Source organism: Sphingobacteriales bacterium, from assembly GCA_016719635.1.
Classification (GTDB): Bacteria; Bacteroidota; Bacteroidia; order Chitinophagales; family JADIYW01; genus JADJSS01.
Genome location: JADJYT010000001.1, coordinates 647,176 through 665,673, shown reverse-complemented (window position 1 = coordinate 665,673; position 18,498 = coordinate 647,176). Strand labels below are relative to the sequence as shown.

General features: G+C 40.7%; 18 protein-coding genes and 1 tRNA gene. 14 read left to right on the top strand and 5 right to left on the bottom strand.

What is annotated here, in order from left to right; translation table 11 throughout:
* Window positions 1–12 precede the first annotated feature (12 nt).
* Window positions 13–402: a hypothetical protein gene (locus IPM95_03055; GenBank protein MBK9328295.1), complete on the top strand. Its 390-nt coding sequence runs from the start codon at window positions 13–15 to the stop codon at window positions 400–402.
* Here the strand turns inward: IPM95_03055 and IPM95_03050 are convergent.
* Complete coding sequence (locus IPM95_03050; GenBank protein ID MBK9328294.1) at window positions 395–1,285, bottom strand: DMT family transporter; 891 nt, start codon at window positions 1,283–1,285, stop codon at window positions 395–397. The genes IPM95_03055 and IPM95_03050 overlap by 8 nt on opposite strands.
* A gap of 98 nt (window positions 1,286–1,383) precedes the next feature.
* Between IPM95_03050 and IPM95_03045 the strand changes: the two genes are divergently transcribed.
* The gene (locus tag IPM95_03045; protein ID MBK9328293.1) at window positions 1,384–1,722 is read left to right on the top strand and encodes a DUF962 domain-containing protein; all 339 of its coding nucleotides are present in this window, start codon (window positions 1,384–1,386) and stop codon (window positions 1,720–1,722) included.
* Window positions 1,723–1,725: 3 nt separating this feature from the next.
* Here the strand turns inward: IPM95_03045 and IPM95_03040 are convergent, their stop codons facing one another.
* Window positions 1,726–3,015, bottom strand: coding sequence for a hypothetical protein (locus IPM95_03040; GenBank protein MBK9328292.1), 1,290 nt, complete (start codon window positions 3,013–3,015; stop codon window positions 1,726–1,728).
* Window positions 3,016–3,169: 154 nt separating this feature from the next.
* On the opposite strand from IPM95_03040, the gene IPM95_03035 reads away from it, so the two are divergent.
* From IPM95_03035 to IPM95_03025, 3 genes are all read left to right on the top strand, one after another.
* On the top strand, window positions 3,170–4,666 hold the full coding sequence (locus IPM95_03035; protein MBK9328291.1) for a HAMP domain-containing histidine kinase: 1,497 nt from the start codon (window positions 3,170–3,172) through the stop codon (window positions 4,664–4,666).
* A gap of 26 nt (window positions 4,667–4,692) precedes the next feature.
* Complete coding sequence (locus IPM95_03030; GenBank protein ID MBK9328290.1) at window positions 4,693–5,400, top strand: response regulator transcription factor; 708 nt, start codon at window positions 4,693–4,695, stop codon at window positions 5,398–5,400.
* Between the two features lie 94 nt (window positions 5,401–5,494).
* Window positions 5,495–6,031, top strand: a complete 537-nt coding sequence (locus IPM95_03025) for a dCTP deaminase (protein MBK9328289.1) — start codon at window positions 5,495–5,497, stop codon at window positions 6,029–6,031.
* Between the two features lie 5 nt (window positions 6,032–6,036).
* Here the strand turns inward: IPM95_03025 and IPM95_03020 are convergent, their stop codons facing one another.
* From IPM95_03020 to IPM95_03010, 3 genes are all read right to left on the bottom strand, one after another.
* Complete coding sequence (locus IPM95_03020; protein MBK9328288.1) at window positions 6,037–8,070, bottom strand: T9SS type A sorting domain-containing protein; 2,034 nt, start codon at window positions 8,068–8,070, stop codon at window positions 6,037–6,039.
* 279 nt (window positions 8,071–8,349) lie between these two features.
* Complete coding sequence (locus IPM95_03015; protein ID MBK9328287.1) at window positions 8,350–9,108, bottom strand: DUF3943 domain-containing protein; 759 nt, start codon at window positions 9,106–9,108, stop codon at window positions 8,350–8,352.
* Window positions 9,109–9,141: 33 nt separating this feature from the next.
* Entirely contained in the window at window positions 9,142–10,068 is a 927-nt protein-coding gene (locus IPM95_03010) for an amidinotransferase (GenBank protein MBK9328286.1), read from the bottom strand.
* 78 nt (window positions 10,069–10,146) lie between these two features.
* Here IPM95_03010 and rraA point away from each other — a divergent pair, with 78 nt between their 5' ends.
* From rraA to rpmB, 9 genes are all read left to right on the top strand, one after another.
* A complete protein-coding gene (gene rraA, locus IPM95_03005; protein MBK9328285.1) occupies window positions 10,147–10,641 on the top strand; it encodes a ribonuclease E activity regulator RraA in 495 nt (164 codons plus the stop codon).
* Window positions 10,642–10,706: 65 nt separating this feature from the next.
* Window positions 10,707–11,195 carry a DUF2721 domain-containing protein gene (locus IPM95_03000; GenBank protein MBK9328284.1) on the top strand — a complete coding sequence of 163 codons (489 nt, stop codon included), beginning with the start codon at window positions 10,707–10,709 and terminating at the stop codon, window positions 11,193–11,195.
* 156 nt (window positions 11,196–11,351) lie between these two features.
* On the top strand, window positions 11,352–14,459 hold the full coding sequence (locus tag IPM95_02995) for a tetratricopeptide repeat protein (GenBank protein MBK9328283.1): 3,108 nt from the start codon (window positions 11,352–11,354) through the stop codon (window positions 14,457–14,459).
* 26 nt (window positions 14,460–14,485) lie between these two features.
* Window positions 14,486–14,836 (top strand): hypothetical protein, encoded by a 351-nt coding sequence (locus IPM95_02990; GenBank protein MBK9328282.1) that lies wholly within the window; start codon window positions 14,486–14,488, stop codon window positions 14,834–14,836.
* Window positions 14,833–16,164 (top strand): hypothetical protein, encoded by a 1,332-nt coding sequence (locus IPM95_02985; protein ID MBK9328281.1) that lies wholly within the window; start codon window positions 14,833–14,835, stop codon window positions 16,162–16,164. Before IPM95_02990 ends, IPM95_02985 begins: the two co-directional genes overlap by 4 nt.
* Before the next feature lie 14 nt (window positions 16,165–16,178).
* Window positions 16,179–17,279: a hypothetical protein gene (locus IPM95_02980; GenBank protein ID MBK9328280.1), complete on the top strand. Its 1,101-nt coding sequence runs from the start codon at window positions 16,179–16,181 to the stop codon at window positions 17,277–17,279.
* Between the two features lie 25 nt (window positions 17,280–17,304).
* Window positions 17,305–17,958 (top strand): ABC transporter ATP-binding protein, encoded by a 654-nt coding sequence (locus IPM95_02975; protein ID MBK9328279.1) that lies wholly within the window; start codon window positions 17,305–17,307, stop codon window positions 17,956–17,958.
* A 121-nt stretch (window positions 17,959–18,079) separates the two neighbouring features.
* Window positions 18,080–18,153 (top strand) — tRNA-Arg (locus IPM95_02970).
* Between the two features lie 88 nt (window positions 18,154–18,241).
* Complete coding sequence (gene rpmB, locus IPM95_02965; GenBank protein ID MBK9328278.1) at window positions 18,242–18,487, top strand: 50S ribosomal protein L28; 246 nt, start codon at window positions 18,242–18,244, stop codon at window positions 18,485–18,487.
* Window positions 18,488–18,498 lie beyond the last annotated feature (11 nt).

Here is an 18,498-nt window from a genome sequence, read left to right as displayed (position 1 = left end):
AAACACCAAACCATGAAAAAAATAATCACCTTTTCCATTGCAAGTATTATTGTGTCATTTGCTTTCGGAAAGAAAGAAAAAGATAAAAGGGAAAATACAGCAATGAAGCAGTATTACTTTGTTATGCTGACGAAGGGCAAAAACAGGACACAGGATTCTTCCACAGCGGAACAGATCCAGAAAGGCCATCTGGAAAATATAGGCAGGCTGTCAGAAGAGGGAAAGCTGTTGGTTTCCGGGCCGTTTTTGGATGATGGCTTATGGCGCGGAATATTCATCTTTGATCTAAAGGATGCAACTGAAGTGGAGAAAGTGTTGCAAACGGATCCTGCTATAACGTCCGGTAGGCTGGCATATGAAATTCACCCTTGGATGACAAGGAAAGGAACGGTGTTCAAATGATGGTTGTTTTCTTCGGGTTGCTAAGAAAGGCATGAATAAAGACTGCAGATAAAATAATTCCGGTTCCGAAATAGAATTTAGGATTTAACTGTTTGTTCTCCTGAAGGAAGATCACCGCCAGCAGAATGCCATATACCGGCTCCAGATTATTAATCAGGGAAGTGGTGAATGCATTGCTTGCTTTCAGCGCCCTTAAAAAAAGATTGTAAGGAATAATGGTGCAAAAGATAGATAATATAAGCAGCAGTATAAAATCATTCCAACCGGGTAAATGAAAACTACCCGGGTTTTCCAGGATATACAAAGGCAGGCACAGGGTCAGGAATATCCAACCGCTCAGCATCTGTGTAAAGGTAATGAGGTTGGGGTCCAATGCCTGCGTAAACCGCTTATTCAGAATCGTAAAAACAGCCGCAAACAACGCTGCCAGTATGCCCAGAAAAAATCCGAATTTAAAATTCAAGTCCAGTGATTCGTTGATTAACAGAATTCCCGGAATAACGACTAACCCCAGGATAATATTGGATTTAATAAACGGGGTGCGATTAATCAGGGGTTCCAGTAATGCCACGAATAAGGATACAAGCGCGATACAGCTTACGGCTACCGAGGCGTTTGCAAACTTAATAGAACCATACCATGCCACCCAATGCAGCGCAATCATGACGCCAATCCCTGAAAGAATACGGATCTCCTTATTCGATAATGCTTTAAGTTTGGATATTAAACCTGGAATGAAAAACAATACGATGCTGATGAAAAACATACGGTACCACACTAGGGGAAATTCGCGGATGCTAATCAACTTCCCGAGTATAGCCGTAATCCCCCACAAAAAGGTGGCGGCATGCATTTGAGCATATGCTTTGCTGCGTAATTGCATGCTGCAAAGATAAAAAGTGTATATCCCGCAGTCGAAAAGGGTGTATTATATCTAAATTATGATTATTTTTATTCGGTCATACCGTTTAAACCGAATTTATGGAAAGAAAATATCAGACACTTAAAGATTTTTATCCCTACTATCTGACGGAACACAGCGATCCGACCTGCCGTATGTTTCACTACATCGGTACAACAGGTTTGTTTGTTATCATCATTGCCGCAGTCCTGACACATAAATGGTGGATGTTTTTTCTGCTGCCTGTTTTCGGATATGGTTTCGCATGGATGGGACATTTTATATTTGAGAAAAATAAACCAGCCACCTTCCAGTATCCGTTGTTCAGCCTTGCGTCAGATTTTATTATGTACTTCCATTTCTGGACCGGACAGATAGATAAAAAGCTCGCTGAAGCTAAAACTATCATACAAGGATAGTTTTTATCTCAAAAGTTTAAAGATTTCATCGGATTGGATCCTGCTGTTATCCATCCCTAATTGTATGGATTCCTTCAGCATCTCTTTAGCTTTTTCAGGTTCGTTTTTCAGCAGCCACAATTTTGCGCTCATATAAGCCTGCTCCGGATTGCTTGGGTCGGAATGATGGTAGATGCACAATATCTGTTCTAAAGCCTTGATATCATTCACCTGAAACAACCGGCTGGCATAGGTATAACCGGCCAGTGATAGAAATCCCAGCAACCGGTTGTAAACGCCTGAGTTATCTGATTTTGAAGACGCAAATAATTCAGTGATTGTCTTATTCCAGTAAGTCGTGTCTTTACTGAACAGGTTTTGCAGGTATTCCTTTTTTAGTGTTGTTTCTTTGAGTATGGACGTTTCAAAAGCTTTGTATTCGGCGGTAAATTGCGGCATGTTCAGAATGTATGCCTTTTGGGTTTCAAATTGGCTGACATCTGTCAGTTGTTGCAGAAAGAAGATGGCCTTATTGCAGGCATTCACCGCATCTAAATAGTGTGTGGCGATTAATTTCTTTTTAATTTCTTTCTTAAATGCCGATTTTGTGCCGGATATTAATTTAGAGTCTTTATCCAGTTCCTTCCGCTGCATCTTTTTTAAGAGCAGCCAACGAAATGCATTTTCTGCCGTAATGGTATCCGGCCAGGTGTGTTTCCCTGTAAACTGAATCTGATAATGCCGAAGGTTTTTCTGTTGTTCGTTGGCAAACCAAAGCAGATCGGTATAATTCATATCCTGCTTTCCGTTAAATCCCAGTAATTCGCAGCGGTTGTTTTCAATATCCATGACCGAACCTCCGTAGATGCAGTAATTAATCTGGTTGTTCAGGCCAATGTTTTTTAGTGCCGCTTTTGCACCTCCCGAAAACCCCCACAAAGCGATATTTTTTTCTGATAAATGATAGATGGTTTTTAATTCACCCAAAAGTGCCGCAAAATGAGCGCTTATGGAATTGAAATCATTCGTATTGGAGGAGTTGTTGTTTCCAATTAAAGCGATATTATATTTATCTGCCAGTTTCTTATACAAATGAACCGGTAAGGCTCCATTCCCGCTCGGATCAAAAAAAATAAATGCCACTTTAGTTGGTTGAACGGTATCTAGTGGTGGATAAAAGGCAAAAGATAAAGTGGAATCACTTGTAATGCGTATCTGATCGTTTACCTTTCCCGCTACCGGTAGATCTTGCTGGCTGCAGGCATTCATTTTTATTACCATTAAAATGGATACGGAAAGGATAGCTTTTTTCATTTGTTGCCGTATGCCCGTTTTTGAGCGCTCCGTAAAGATAAAGTTCGTTTTTATAAATTATGTAATTACTTGATTTTCAATTTTAAACTGATAGGAATCAATACATTAAGAATTGTTAACATTTTGCAAGTATGCCGGGGTGTAATTTTGAAATGTGAATAAAAATCTGCTGCTTTTCATTGCCATCCTTTTATTCCTAGGGTTATTCGGAATCGGAGTGGTACAACTATTTTGGCTGAAGGGAGCTATAAAATCGCGTGAACAGGAATTTGACAAAGCGGTTTACGATGCGATGATTGATATGTCCGCCAAAATTGAGGATTTGGCCTATCAGCCAATTGTAAATAAAATGATTCAGTCCAGAAAGATTCACCTGGATGAAAATGGCGGAATTATCATCGAAATGTCAAGTGATGAGGATGAGAATACTGAATTTGATACTCCTAAACGTCTGAGTCCGCCACTGACGAATGGTGAATATGAGCATAGCCACACCAATCCGCTGCTTCCGTCACCGGAAAGCAATGCCGCCGCTGATTTGTCATTGGAAATAGACAATCTGCAGGAGTTTATGATGCAGCAAATGACGAGCCTGCAGCCCGTAACTGAATTACTTGATACCTCCAGGTTGAAACAGATAATAGACGAAGCACTGAGGGCACATGGTATAAAAACGAGAGCACATTACGGTATTACAGAATATGCACCCAATAATTTTGTGTTGCTTTCTAAAAACGCTCCTTTACTGGAACTATACAAGACCCCTTATTCCATTGACTTGTTCAGAAGAAGTATGATCAATGAATGTAAGACATTGAAACTGATGCTGCCGGACAGAAAGAAATATTTATATGCATCCATGTCGCCGATGATTTTGTCTTCTTCCTTTTTCTTTTTAATGGTAGTGGGTTCCTTTATACTGCTGTTCCAGATAATTTTCAAGCAAAAGAAATTGTCGGATATGAAGACAGATTTTATCAACAATATGACCCATGAACTGAAGACGCCGATAGCCACCATTTCCATCGCCAGCGAAATGCTGAAAGATAATTCCATCTCTTCTTCGGAGGACAACCGGGCAAAATATGCGGGAATCATCTTTGATGAGAATAAGCGTTTGTACAATCATGTTGAACAGGTATTACAACTGGCCCGATTGGAAAAAGGGGAGCTGCAGCTGAACCTCGAAGACAGGGATATTCACGCTATTATTACCGCCACTGCTGCAAGATTCAATCTTATTCTGGAAGATTTGGAGGGCAGGATTGAACTGAACCTAAAGGCGGAACAGCCCATCACCAAAATTGACGAAATGCACTTTACAAGTGTCATTAACAACCTGATTGACAATGCTATAAAGTACAATGATAAAAAGCCGTTAATAAAAATTAACACTTTTAACTATACGTCAGGCATACAAATTGAAGTTATAGATAATGGGGTCGGACTTTCCAGAGAGGATCAGCAGAAGGTGTTTGATAAATTCTACCGTGTTTCCAGAGGAAATGTCCACGATACCAAGGGGTTTGGGCTGGGGTTGAGTTATGTGAAGTCGATTGTTGAAAAACACCAGGGAAAAATAAAAGTAGAAAGCAGGTTTAAGGAAGGATCAAAATTCATTATTCAGTTACCATTTGACATAAAATCGTAAAAATATTCACCCAAAAAATCACTATTATGAATACAACCATTAAAAAGAAAGTTTTACTTGTAGAAGATGACCCGAACTTAGGCATGTTGCTGCAGGAATACTTAAAACATAAAAACTTTGAGGTAGAATTGAAACGAGATGGTGTGGAAGGTTTATTTGCTTATCGGAAAAATTCATACGACATTATACTGCTCGATGTTATGATGCCTAAGAAGGATGGATTTTCCGTGGCGGAAGAAATCAGGCGAGATGACAAAGATATTCCTATCATTTTCCTGACGGCTAAATCTTTGAAGGAAGATAAGATTAAGGGGCTCACACTTGGAGCGGATGATTATATCACGAAACCTTTCAGTATGGAAATCCTGGAGTTGAAGATGAACGCGATTCTGCGCAGGACAGAAAAACATGAAGTTCAGACGGCTCAGGACGAATACTTTGCAGGGGATTGCAAATTGGATTACAAGAACCATAAGTTGTTTGTGAAAGGCAATGAGGTCAAACTGACGACCAAGGAGAATGAGTTATTACGCCTGTTCTTTGAAAAGAAAAATCAGATACTGGAACGAGAACTGGCGCTGAAACATGTATGGCAGGATGACAGCTATTTCACAGCCCGCAGTATGGATGTCTTTATTTCTAAAATCAGAAAATATTTGAAAGATGATGAGCGCCTGCAAATCCTGAATATACACGGTCAGGGTTATAAGCTGGTCGAGAATCATTTGGTTTAATCAAATAATGAGTGAACAGGAGGGTGCCTCTAAATAGTCCGTCCGGTTTTAAGATTATTTCAATGTTTCATTATTTCGTTTGTATTTTTGCTCCATGATTTTATCCGACAAAGAGATTTTACTGGAAATTCAAAAAGGCACTATCCTGATTGAACCTTACCGCCCGGAGTGTCTGGGTACCAATTCGTATGACGTTCATTTGAGCAGATTCCTGGCCACTTACAACACTCAGCTGCTGGATGCTCGGAAACACAATACCATACATCATTTTGAGATACCGGAAGACGGTTACGTCCTGGAACCGGGTGTCTTGTATCTTGGTTCCACCGAGGAATATACGGAAACCCATGCTCATGTCCCTTTTCTGGAAGGCAAATCCTCTATGGGCAGGCTGGGGATTGATATTCACGCGACTGCCGGTAAAGGAGATGTCGGATTTTGCAACCACTGGACCTTGGAAATTTCCTGTATTCAGCCTGTTCGGATTTATGCAGGCATGCCCGTTGGGCAGCTCATCTATTTTGTCGTTCAGGGGGAAATTGAAAATGCCTACAACAAAAAATCATCCGCAAAATATAACCAACGAACACCCAAACCTATGGAGAGCATGATGTGGAAGAATTTTAAATAATAAGATTAGTATTTTACCAGCTTGTTCCTGTAACTTTTTACTCCGGTGTTAATTTCGATGAAATATACACCCTTTGCAAAACTACTGATATCTATTTCTCTTCTGTTGATTCCTTCCTGAAAAGAAAACTGTTCTGAAAATACACGCTTTCCGCTTATCTCATATATATGGATAGAACCTTCTTCCCTGTTGGCAGAATTGAACAACAGATTGATATTTTCAAACGCCGGATTCGGGTTGATTTGCATAATGAAATTTTGCTCCGGTTCAAATATTATCCGTATAATGTTTGAATAGGAAATTTTACCGTCAAAGTCCCTTTGTCTGAGCCTGTAATAGCAAATGCCTTCAAGTGTCTGATTGTCGGTAAAGGTGTAGTTTAGTATCCTGTTTGAGTTGCCTGCACCGGCAATCGTTCCTATAGGTTCAAAATGAATGGCATCTTTGCTTCTTTCAATAATGAACTGCTGGTTATTTTGCTCGCTGGCCGTTGCCCAGTGAAGCAGTACGGTTGAGTTTACTTTTTCCCCTTCAAAAACAATCAGTTCTACAGGCAGTAAAAATGAGCAGCTATACGCAACCATAGGTCCGCCTGATCCTGAAGGGTCAAAACAGGTAGATGCGATGGAATAGGCTATTTTTTCCTGACCGGCCCTGATTTCGTTGGTGTCCAAACTTCGGGCAGATGACCCGTTGCTCATGGCGTAATGCATCGTCTGTCCCGGTGCAATTCGATGCCCCAGCCCGTGAGCGTGTCCCAGTTCATGCAGCAAAAGCGTTTCCATGTCATATTCTGTGGAAATTGGTGAGCTGGGACCGTATTCCCATGATGTTCCTGCGGTAGGAGGGTCCGGCCTGACTTGTAAATCCAGTTCATTGACCCACCAGACGGTATTGGTGGTATTGCAGGCACCAGTCGAACTCGCTGAAAATCTGCTGGTCAATCTTCCCAGAACGCCTGCAGGCAGTGTATTGTCAAATAATACGACATTTTCGCCGTCATTACCAAATCCGGTGGTGGTGCTAGAACCAAGAATCCAGTTAATGGATGTGTTACATGTCCAGGTATCCATAGCATCCTGTAATGTATTGACTGCTGTTGCATTGGCGGAAAATCCGGAAGTGGAATTCAGTGAAAACGTATAACCGCCACTGCCATTTTTATCACGCAGGTAGTATCGCTGCCTTGTACTGGAACCAAATCCGCTGAAAGTAGAACTGATGGCAGAATGAGCATACCCGACAGAAATAGGTGAAGCAGACAGTGAACCGGCAACATTAATATTCCCGCTGCCTGCACGTTCGGGTACTTTTACCGTAATGCTGCCGTCTGACCAGGAAAGATAATCCGAAGCGATAGGATTAATCCAGCTGGCACCACCGTCATCTGCATTCAGGAAACTGACATGATTGGCGCCTTGCGTTGCTCCAAATCCTGATCCTGTGATGGTGATATAATCTCCTGCGGCAACGGTACCTGCTTTAGTGACGTTCGGTGAAACGGAAGTGATAACGGCGGCATTGGCTATAGAGCTATTTTGACCCAATCTTCTGACCGGCTGTATTGTTGTAGTCACTATATTCCCGGTATCTGATTTTTGAATTAAATCAAAAAGGGATTTTTCTTCAATATACTCATGTTTCCCCGCGGCATCCTGATAATAACCATTTTCATAAGGTAAGGCCCCCTGTGATTCTGCATACACGTTCGATTGTATCATGGAGGGGTAGAGTGACCTGATTTCTTTATGGTCAATGGTATGGTTATCGTCTTCTACAAAAAAGAGATATTCTTTTTCGGTATTTAACTGCAGAGATGGATAGGATAACTGCATTTCATGACCGAACTCTCCGCCTAACGTAATGATGCCAATTTCATGGACAGAGGTATTGCCCTTCAGCATCCTAGAAACATCCAATACATTCAGGGTGTAAATATTCCCTTTAGAATCCTTATAGGTCATTTGTTTGTATACTTTTCCTTTTACGATATACCGGCTGTTTTCAATGCGTTGGGTTATGGGTATGCTATAAGTCATACATTGAGCAGATGCATGTTGATGTATTATAAGGGCTGCAAATCCCATTAATATTGGGCGCCCAAATAGGCACATGTCATAAATCACAGAATAGATTATGCGAAAAATTTTTGCCACAGGAGCAAGGATCAGGGTGTACGTTTCTCTCATTTACTATAAGTTGGTATAGTATGGGTTTTTACATAAAAACCGTGCAAAACTCATCTTAAAAAAAGTAAGTAGGTGATGGCGCGGGTTTTATGTATAGCAAATATACACAAAGGAATGAATATGTGCAAATTATTTTTTTGCAAATCTGAAACCGTTATTGATGGCATACATCGGATTGAAGATGCTGACAAAAGCCGCTTCATACCATTTAAACCCATTCTTACTCATTCTAACAGCTGCAAAATGAAACAATTCTCCCAGTAAAATACCGGCTGCTGGCGTAACAATCATATCCTGTACGCTGGGACGCTCAAAGCCTGCCTCTATGGTATATTCCCAAAGCAGGGAATGTCCGATGCATACCAATGCTGCCTGCCAAACTTTGGCACCTTGTGAACGGGTGGAGTTATAATAATAGGAGCCCTGATAAGGATGGCCTATATAATTGATTACCCAGCTGTCATTATCTATTACCGGAGGTTTGGTAAGGGCATCCCTGAAATTTTGCCGGTATTCCTTCAAACCATTTTTTTCCCAGTTACTGAAGCGTTCAGGCAGTGCAAGCAGGAGGCAGAACGTGGTCACCTGTATTCCGAAAACCATCCCGCTGCTCCTGAGGAATTTTTGTCCAAAAGACGCATTCTGGTTGCGAAGCACCATTTTTTCTGTAAAGGAATCACGGTAGGGAGGGAATCTTTTTAGCAGCGTTGTTTTATCATGCCCAATTGATGTAGCAGATATGGTATGTTCCAATGTATCAGCGTCTATGGGTAGGATACTGTCTTTCTTTACCGAAATAGCAATTGTCGGGGTACCGGCTGCTGACTGAGCGAAACAATGAGTTTCAATAATTGTCCATGCAATAACAGAGAAAAGAAGAAGGCGCATTCAGGTTTGTTTATTAATTCAAAGTCAGTATAATTATTTTTCGCTCAGAAAGATTTCGGCAATCATACACCTGGCACTGCCGCCTCCGATGGTTTCAATGGTTGGTATGGAAACGGGTAAAATCGTGGTGTATTTTTCAATTTTGGAAATTTGGCGATTGTTTAAACTATGGAATGCGGTTTCAGACAGGATTAAAAATGTTTTTCCGTCCTTGTTTTCTACCTGAAGCATGTTTCCGGCAAATGCATTCATCTGCTCAAAACTGATTTCAATCAATTCATGTCCGGTATTTTTTAATTTTTCCCTTACATATTTTCGTTCCGTCAAGCTTTTGATACTTTTCAGGCAGATGACGGCAAATCCGTCTCCGACAGTAAGCATCACATTGGTGTGGTAAACCAATGTGTTGTTGGAATCATAACTGCTAAAAGAGACGGGTTCATACCCGAGTGAATGGCAATGAACGTTGAACAGGTCACTATCCGTTCTGGGTGAGAGGCAGGCATAAGCCACTTTGTTGATCTTGTCAAGAATAATGCTGCCGGTACCTTCCAGAAATAAGTTGTCTTTGGAATAACCACTCATATCTTTGATATTCTTGACCACGAAATTTTGTTTCAGTATCTTGAGGATGTCTTTGCGCATCTCCAATCGTCGGTTGGGTGTGCACATCGGGTACAGACATATCAGCCCGCTTCGGTGCATACTGATCCAGTTGTTTGGAAATATAGCGTCCGGTTTGGGTGGCTCCGGCGTATCTTCTATAACCAGCACATCCATTTGATTGGCTCTCAATTTAGCCACATAATTGTCAAATTCTTCAATGGCCTTCCGATTAATCTGAGCTGGTGTGAGCGAATCCAATTTTTTCTGAAAGGCATTGGATAACGCCGTTTCTGCATTAAACTGAAAACTTGCAGGACGAACCATCATTAAATGGGAGGCACATTGTTTGCTCATGTGACAAATTTAGTATTTACTTGTTGAAATAGGATTTTTTGTGTTAAAATTGTAATTTCATACTTAAATTATAAGCATATGAGTTTTTCAACGGCCGATTTGTATGATGCGCATGAAGGAAAGGTGCAGGTCGCCATGCCACTTTTTCATTCTTATGGATTAAAGAAAAAATTTTACGGAGAAATTGTGACCGTAAAGTGTCATGAAGACAATACCCCGGTAGGAGAAATGCTGCGCAACGAAAATGGAAAAGGGAAAGTATTGGTCGTAGACGGCGGAGGTTCATTGAGGTGTGCCTTGCTGGGGGATTTAATTGCATCTGCTGCCGTCAAGAATGGATGGGAAGGTGTCATTATTAATGGCTGTATCCGGGATTCAGCCGTGGTGAATGGAATGGAAATAGGCGTGAAGGCGTTGAATACCAACCCGACTAAATCTCATAAACGCTATCCCGGAATTGTCAATGAACCCGTAAACTTCGCCAATGTCGGCTTTGAACCCGGACAATACGTATACAGTGATGAGGATGGAGTCATCGTCAGTGAGGAAAATCTGTTGCAACCATCTTCGTAAGAACGGTACGTATTGCCTCTCTTTTATTCTAAGAACTAATTCTTAATTGTTTGTGTTATGCTGTTATGGAAATTACTCTCACCACACCGGCCATCCTGTTTTCTACGGTTTCTTTATTGTATGTAGCCTATACAACTCGGTTTGTGGCCATTTCCAATCTTATTCGAAATTTAAAGACCCGTTTTGATGAAACGAAAGATGAGGGAATCTTGAAACAAATCTCCAATTTAAGAACGAGGGTATTGCTTATCAGGAATATGCAGTTTGCAGGCATCACCTCTCTGATTCTGAGCGTGGTCACCATTATCTTTATCTATATTGAAGAACAAAAGATAGGGTTTGTGTTGTTTGGCCTGAGTTTACTGTTTTTAGTCTATTCCATGTTGCTGGCAGCCCGTGAAATCTGGATTTCCGTACACTCATTAAATATTGAGCTGGATTCCATACAGGAACTGAAAAAGGAAGAGATGGATGAAGGACTGCTTATCTCACACAATTTCAGAAAAATAACCAAGGCGACTAAAGGTTTATTTGAACATCATAAGGAGGAGTAACAGTTTACTGCCAGGTCATCCTGCCTGCATTCAAAGTTTTTTAATTATTCAACAAGAGTGCATAACCTTGCGTTTTTTTGCACTTAAAATTATTCCAACTTTAGATTGGAATAATTTTTGATTTTATTCGTTATCATTCATAAATAAATATTCTTTATGCGGAAAATAGTTTCGGTTTCCATTTTTTCATTTTTATTTATTGTACAGTCTTATACACAGGCTACCTTTAAGCAAATTGATATCCTGAAATCCTATAAAGAAGCGGAGGAGTTGGTTAATCTCGGGAAGTATGCAGTTGCCCAGCCTTTGCTCCATGATTTCATTCAGAAATATGAGAATAAAACGTTAGATAAATCCAGTCTCATCTATGCGGATGCCATTTATCTGAAAGCACTGTGTGAAAAGGAAACCGCATCTCCGGAAGCGGAAAAGGATTTGCAGTATTTTGCGGATAATTTTAAAGGACATCCCAAAACAAACAACGCCTACTTTCATCTCGGTGATTTAGCCTATGCAAAAGCAAATTATACGGATGCTATTGTCTTTTTTGATAAAGTGGATGAAAAGGCGCTGACAGGCAGGGATGTTACGGAATTTCAGTACAAAAGGGCCTTCGCCTATTTTGCCCTGAAAAAATTCAGCCAGTCCCGCATGTATTTTAACCTGATTGCCAGTGATAAAAAACATCCATACAATGAAGAAGGGTATTATTATTCAGGCTTGTCCAGTTATTATCTGAAAGATTATAACGCGGCTTACAAAAGCTTTCAGCAACTGGAGTTATCGAAGAAATACGGCAAAATCGTTCCGTATTACATCGCCTCTGTAAAATTCATCAATAAGGATTACAAGGGGGTGGTGGATTATGCAGAACCGAAGTTAAAGGAAAATATAAGTTACCAGAATGAAATCCATCATTTGCTGGGAAGTTCCTATTACGAACTGAAAGATTATGATAAAGCATTGTTTTATTTAGAAAAATATACACAAAATGCGGTAAAGGTAATGCCCGAAGATTATTATGCTTTGGGGTACGTGCAGGCACAGAAAGGAAAATGTGATAAGGCAATCGCCAATCTGGTAGAACTGTCACCGCTGCAAAATGCGTTGGGGCAGAATGCGATGTTCCTGCTGGGGCAATGCTACGAGAAGTCAGGAAACAAAGCGGATGCTCGAACAGCTTTCCTGCAGGCCGCGAGAATGAGTTTTGATAAAAATATCCAGGAAGAGGCTTGGTTCCAATACGCCAAATTATCGTACGAACTGGAATATACCAATGATGCGCTTGTATCGCTGAAAAATTTCATACAGGCCTATCCGAAATCAAAATACCTGCTTGAAGCCAATGAGTTGCTGGCGGATTTGTTTCTGATGACGCGGAACTACGAAGAGGCGATGAGCATCATTGATAATTTACCGGCTAAAAGCACCAAACTGCTGGATGCCTATCAAAAAATGGCATATTACAGAGCTGTCGAGAATTACAACGATTATAAGTTCGACAATGCGGAAACATTTTTTGATAAATCCCTTAAGCATCCAAACAGCAAAAGCATTGAAGCCCTTTGTTATTACTGGAAAGCGGACATGGCGCACCAGAGAGGTGAGTTGGATAAATCTATCGGCTGGCTGAATAAATTTTTACCCATTGCTTCATCCGTAAAACCGGAACATTCGGAAAAGGTCAACGAAGGAACAGGCAATTATCTGCAGGGGTATAATTATTTCAAGAAAAAGGATTACACCAATTCCAACAGTTATTTTTCAAAAGCGATTGCCACACTCAAAAATGACATCAACAGTTCCAATAAACAGCAGGTCTATCCGGATGCGGTGATTCGCCTGGCAGATGGTTATTTTATGCTGAAACAGTATAAATCTTCCGCCCAGTATTATGATGAGATCATCCGGGCCAATGCGCAGGGTGCTGATTATGCCCTGTATCAAAAATCCATTATCGACGGACTAGGCGGAAAATATACAGATAAGATTGCAGGTATGAAGGCGCTGGTGGTGCGTTTCCCGAATTCGGCATTTGCGGACGATGCCATTATGCAAACGGGAAATACCTACCTGGCGTTGGATAATGACAATGATGCCATCGAGACGTATAAATCGCTGATGCAGAAAAACCCGAAATCTGATTTGATTCCCGAAGCTTATCTGAAACTGGGGTTGATTTATTTCAATAGGGATAATTACGACGAATCGTTAAGGTGGTATCAGAAAGTGGTGCAAAACTATCCGGCAACACCGGCTTCCAACGAGGCGATGCTGGCAATCAAGGAAATCTATATTGCCAAAGGCGATCCGTCCGGATATATAACTTTTGCAAACAAATATCCGGGTTCCAAAGTGACGGCTACAGAACAGGATTCCATTGTTTATTTAGCGGCGGAAAACCAGTTTTTTAAAGGAAATATGGATAAGGCATTACAGGGATTCACAGATTATGTAACACAATTCCCAAAAGGATTCTTTGCCTTACAGGCCAATTTTTACAGGTCAGAATGTTTATTTACCAAGCAGGATTTCCCGAATGCGCTGAAAGGGTATGAGTACGTTATCAATCAGTCGCAGAACCGTTTTACGGAACGTGCTACGGCTCGTGCCGCCAACATCAATTATTATGATTTAAGAAATTATGTGCGTTCCTATGAACTCTATGGCAAGTTGCAGTCGATAGCGACATTGGATGAAAATAAGCGGGAATGTCAGATTGGGCTGATGAGGACATCTTTCTTTATGAAAAAGTATCAGGAATGTCTGGATAACATCGTAAAAGTGTCCGTTTTGCAAGGTCTTCCGGAATTTTATAAAGCGGAGATGGCTTACTATAAAGGGATGAGCCTGTTCAGCTTAAAGGATTATGATAAGTCTCAGAAAGAGCTGGAGTATGTAACCAAAAATGCCAACAATGAGCAGGCCGCAGAGTCCAAATATACGTTGGCGAAGATGTATTACTTGAAGAAAAATAACAAACAGGCTGAGAAAGAATGCAACGACTATCTGGATAAATTTCCTTCGTATGAATACTATCTCGGTAAGACGTTTATTTTGCTGAGCGATATTTATCTGGAAGATAAGAAACTGCTTCAGGCAAAGGCAACCTTGCAGAATCTGCTGGATAATTACTCGCAGGAGGATGATGTAACGGCCGAGGCAAAACAAAAACTGGAAGCCATCCAGCAAAAGGAAATGGAAGGCAGTAACCTCAAATTAAAAGATAACGGAACGGAGATGCAGTTTGAAAACGGCAAATAATTAATGAATACCCAAAAGAAAAACAGATGAAGCATTCAAAATATACAATTCCAGCTTTTTGCATTTCGCTCTTCGCATTCAGCACCGTGAACGCCCAAAACAATACAGATACGCTCCCTCAACTGGATGAGGTTTCCATCGTCAAGGCCTATGAGCCCATATTGATTTTATCCAACAAAGTACCTTTTGCGCCTAATCTTCCCAATATCGTGAAAACAAAACCGGATGCGCAAACCTATCTGTATTCGGATGTAAAGGCAAAATTGATTACCAGCCGGAAGAAATTAAACCGATTAAATCAGCCGGAAAAAAGCCGGAGAAAAATCAGTTCTTTTATGCAAAAATCGGATTTGGCTATCCCGTCACCCCTTTGTTGAAATTGATTCTTACCAACCCCATTCAAAATAATTACCGGGCAGGACTGGACGTGGATTTTATGATGACGATACACAATAAGACCAAATTCCAGAACTATACCGACCTGAAGATAAAAGGATTCGGAGAGTATTTTATAAAGAAGAAGGCATCCATCGGCGGTGATTTCTTTTACCGCTTGAATCAGCATAACTTTTATGGATATTCCGATATGGTATTCTCTAAAGATTCTTTGAAAACAAACTACAATCGCTTCGGCGGTTCCGTTAAATTAAGGGGAATTGAAGATGCCGCCTACTATTACGGCGGGGAGTTGAATTTCAATACCGTAAAAAATAGAAATGTTTTTCACGCTCCGAAAGAATTCACCATTAATGTGAATGCAGATGGCGGCTATACGATTAAGTCAAATTATACGGTTGGCGGCAAAATCAACCTAACCAATGTGTCGTATAAGGATGATTCAATTTTCCTGGGCAACCAGAACCATTTTACCTTTCAGGCCATCCCGTATGCCAGAATTAAATTCAAAATATGGCAGTTGACCGCCGGCCCTAATATTTTCAGTACCAACAGAAGGTTTTATGTGTTGCCTGAAATCATCAGTCAACTGCAGATTTATAAAGATTACCTGGTCATGTATAATGAGTGGAAAACACAGATAAAGATAAACAGCATGTATAATCTGTCACTGGAAAATCCCTTCATCGTTACGGCCAATTACAGCAACTCGATAGATGAAACACGAACCATCATCGGTTTGCGGGGCAGTATCAAAGGCTTTGGTTACGATTTCCGTTTCAGCCATTTACGATCGAGAATGAACGCTCAGTTTGTCAATACGACCTTGTTCTCCACCGGTGAAAATATGGCAATGGACGTACAAAGTGTTGCCAGCCTGAGTGCCTGGAATCCGCATGTTGGCATTTCCTACAACAAAGGCAATCAGTTTGGCGCTAAAGCCTGGTTTGATTATTTTATCTATAATAAGAACACGGCAATAGAATTGTCTTACATACCCAGGTTTAAATACGGATTTTCAGCCTTCTATAACTGGAAAGACAAGTTGTACGTAAACATGGATATTTCAGGACAAAGCAACGTGAATGGAGTTCAGGTCAACACGAATGAATTTCCTCCATTGACAACAACTACCATTCATCCGCTGAAAGGACTGATAGACGTGAACTTGTCAGCAAATTATTTTATCACCAAAAATATTGGGGTTTTTGTGGACGTCAATAATCTCGGATTCCAAAAATGGCCGCGGTTTTATAAATATCCCACATACCAGTTTCAGGTTATTGGAGGTGTGAAACTCGCTTTCTGATACATAGCAAGCTGATGGAAGCCCGGGATGTCCATTTTTATCCTGAAAAAACAGAAAAAAATAGTAGCTTTGCCTATATGGTAGAGTTAATACAGGAGTTATTATTATCTCACAATTGTGTCATAATCCCCGGATTTGGGGCTTTCATCGGGAATTATCATCCGGCTGAACTGCGTTTATATGAGCAAAAAATCTATCCTCCGAATAAAGATTTAGCATTCAACAGAATGTTAGTGGTGAATGACGGATTACTGACAAATGCCGCCGCAAGCCATTATGCATTGCCCTACAATGAAGCGGAAGCCAGGGTAATGGCTTTTAGCAAAGAATGTTCTGTGATACTGGAACAGAATAAGAGCCTGCTCTTAAAAGATATAGGAAAATTGTTTTTAGATGAAAATCTAACTATCCAGTTTCAGCCTTTTCTCACCAAAAACTATCTGTTGGATAGTTTTGCATTGGAAAGCTTATCCATTCAGCCGGTACAACGATTAAAAGATGCGGAAGTGGCGATTCAGGAAAACTATCAACGCATCATGAACCCCGAAAAAATGGGAGATGCCGTTCAACCCCGAAAGGAATTATATATCTCTTATTGGTTGACGGCCGTTATCGCCATAACTTTCCTGGTATCTTCCTTAGGATGGAATATTCATAAAGGCAGTCAATATCAAAGCCAATCGTCTTTAGCTCCTGTAATTGAACAGAAACGTGTTGTAACACCGGTAAGTGAACCGGAGATAACGGAGCCGGAAACAGCACTAAATGAAGCGCTACAGATTCCGTTGCCAGAGCAGATACCGGCAAATGCCGCTGTCGTTGCGACTGCTAAAGAGGAGGCGTCACCCACTATTGCTCTTTCGGAAAAGATAATCTTAACTACCACTAAAGCTTATGTGGTGGTCGGTGCTTTTTTTGATGAAACACATGCAAGAAGAATGAAAGAGCAGGCGGAAACAAAAGGCTACCATACGGTTATTTCTACAGATTATGATAATCTGATTTATAGGGTGAGTGTAGAATTGGACAATGAACAGGTACAGCTTTCACTTCCCAAGATTAAAGCCGATATCAACCAGCGCGCATGGGTGTTTTGCACCAATTGTAACCTTTGAACCTTCATCACGATAGTAATAACCGGTGATTTCCTGTCAAAATATCTATAAATCGTACGATCAGCTTCATGTTTTGAAAGGTGTTTCGCTGGATATTGTGAAAGGGGAGCTGGTGTGTATAGTAGGGCCTTCCGGTGCCGGAAAATCAACATTGCTTCATATTATCGGTACTTTAGACAAGGCAGATAAAGGAACCGTCACGATTAACGGGCAGGATATTGCAGCTTTAAAAGATGCGGCATTGTCTGATTTCAGGAATAAGTATCTGGGGTTTGTGTTTCAGTTTCATCATCTGTTGCCGGAGTTTTCGGCTCTGGAAAATGTCTGTATTCCTGCCTTTATTGCTAAAATGAACGAGTCTGAGGCAAAAAGAAGAGCTGAAGACTTGCTGGATTTTTTGGGGTTAAAAGACAGAATGCAGCACAAGCCGAACGAGTTATCCGGCGGAGAGCAGCAGAGGGTTTCCGTTGCAAGGGCTCTGATGAATAAGCCTTTGGTCATCCTTGCGGATGAACCAACAGGCAACCTGGATACAGAAAGAAGCGAGGAACTGCATCAGTTATTCTTCGATTTAAAGAAGGAGTTTAACCAAACCTTCGTCATCGTGACGCACAACGATTTGCTGGCAGCCAAGGCTGATAAGAAACTGATGATGAAAGATGGCCTGATAATTAACTAGTTAGAATGATTTCCAGATATGTATGGCTTTAATAAAAACATACATTATCATAACATCATTTTCAAATTCCAGCCTTTTTTAATCTTCAGATTTAGTATTATCTTTGCACTCCAAATTTATTGGACCTGTAGCTTAACTGGATAGAGCATCTCACTACGGATGAGAAGGTTAGGGGTTCGACTCCCTTCAGGTTCACATTTCTTGAAGAATAAACATTTGTGAACAAGGTGTTTTGATTTATCGGATTTATTTCCGATATTTGCACCTCTTTAAATATAAAAATATGGCAAGGTTTTGTGATTTATCAGGTAAAGGTCCAATGACAGGTAACAGTGTTTCTCACTCTAACATCAAGACGAAGAGAAAATTTTATCCTAATTTACAGAAAAAGACTTTTTTTATCCCTGAAGTAGACAGATGGATAGAGTTGAAAGTGTCAACTTCCGCGATTCGCACCATCAACAAGAAAGGCATTTATTCATACCTGAAAGAATTAGAGAAAAAAGGCGAAATTCAATTAGGATTCTAAATTATTAAACA

Excerpts from the sequence above, each read along its gene's own strand:
- IPM95_03055 (MBK9328295.1), top strand. The coding sequence starts at position 13 with ATGAAAAAAATAATCACCTTTTCCATTGCAAGTATTATTGTGTCATTT.
- IPM95_03050 (MBK9328294.1), bottom strand. The coding sequence starts at position 1,285 with ATGCAATTACGCAGCAAAGCATATGCTCAAATGCATGCCGCCACCTTT.
- IPM95_03045 (MBK9328293.1), top strand. The coding sequence starts at position 1,384 with ATGGAAAGAAAATATCAGACACTTAAAGATTTTTATCCCTACTATCTG.
- IPM95_03040 (MBK9328292.1), bottom strand. The coding sequence starts at position 3,015 with ATGAAAAAAGCTATCCTTTCCGTATCCATTTTAATGGTAATAAAAATG.
- IPM95_03030 (MBK9328290.1), top strand. The coding sequence starts at position 4,693 with ATGAATACAACCATTAAAAAGAAAGTTTTACTTGTAGAAGATGACCCG.
- IPM95_03025 (MBK9328289.1), top strand. The coding sequence starts at position 5,495 with ATGATTTTATCCGACAAAGAGATTTTACTGGAAATTCAAAAAGGCACT.
- IPM95_03020 (MBK9328288.1), bottom strand. The coding sequence starts at position 8,070 with ATGACTTATAGCATACCCATAACCCAACGCATTGAAAACAGCCGGTAT.
- IPM95_03015 (MBK9328287.1), bottom strand. The coding sequence starts at position 9,108 with ATGCGCCTTCTTCTTTTCTCTGTTATTGCATGGACAATTATTGAAACT.
- IPM95_03010 (MBK9328286.1), bottom strand. The coding sequence starts at position 10,068 with ATGAGCAAACAATGTGCCTCCCATTTAATGATGGTTCGTCCTGCAAGT.
- rraA (MBK9328285.1), top strand. The coding sequence starts at position 10,147 with ATGAGTTTTTCAACGGCCGATTTGTATGATGCGCATGAAGGAAAGGTG.
- IPM95_03000 (MBK9328284.1), top strand. The coding sequence starts at position 10,707 with ATGGAAATTACTCTCACCACACCGGCCATCCTGTTTTCTACGGTTTCT.
- IPM95_02995 (MBK9328283.1), top strand. The coding sequence starts at position 11,352 with ATGCGGAAAATAGTTTCGGTTTCCATTTTTTCATTTTTATTTATTGTA.
- IPM95_02990 (MBK9328282.1), top strand. The coding sequence starts at position 14,486 with ATGAAGCATTCAAAATATACAATTCCAGCTTTTTGCATTTCGCTCTTC.
- IPM95_02980 (MBK9328280.1), top strand. The coding sequence starts at position 16,179 with ATGGAAGCCCGGGATGTCCATTTTTATCCTGAAAAAACAGAAAAAAAT.
- rpmB (MBK9328278.1), top strand. The coding sequence starts at position 18,242 with ATGGCAAGGTTTTGTGATTTATCAGGTAAAGGTCCAATGACAGGTAAC.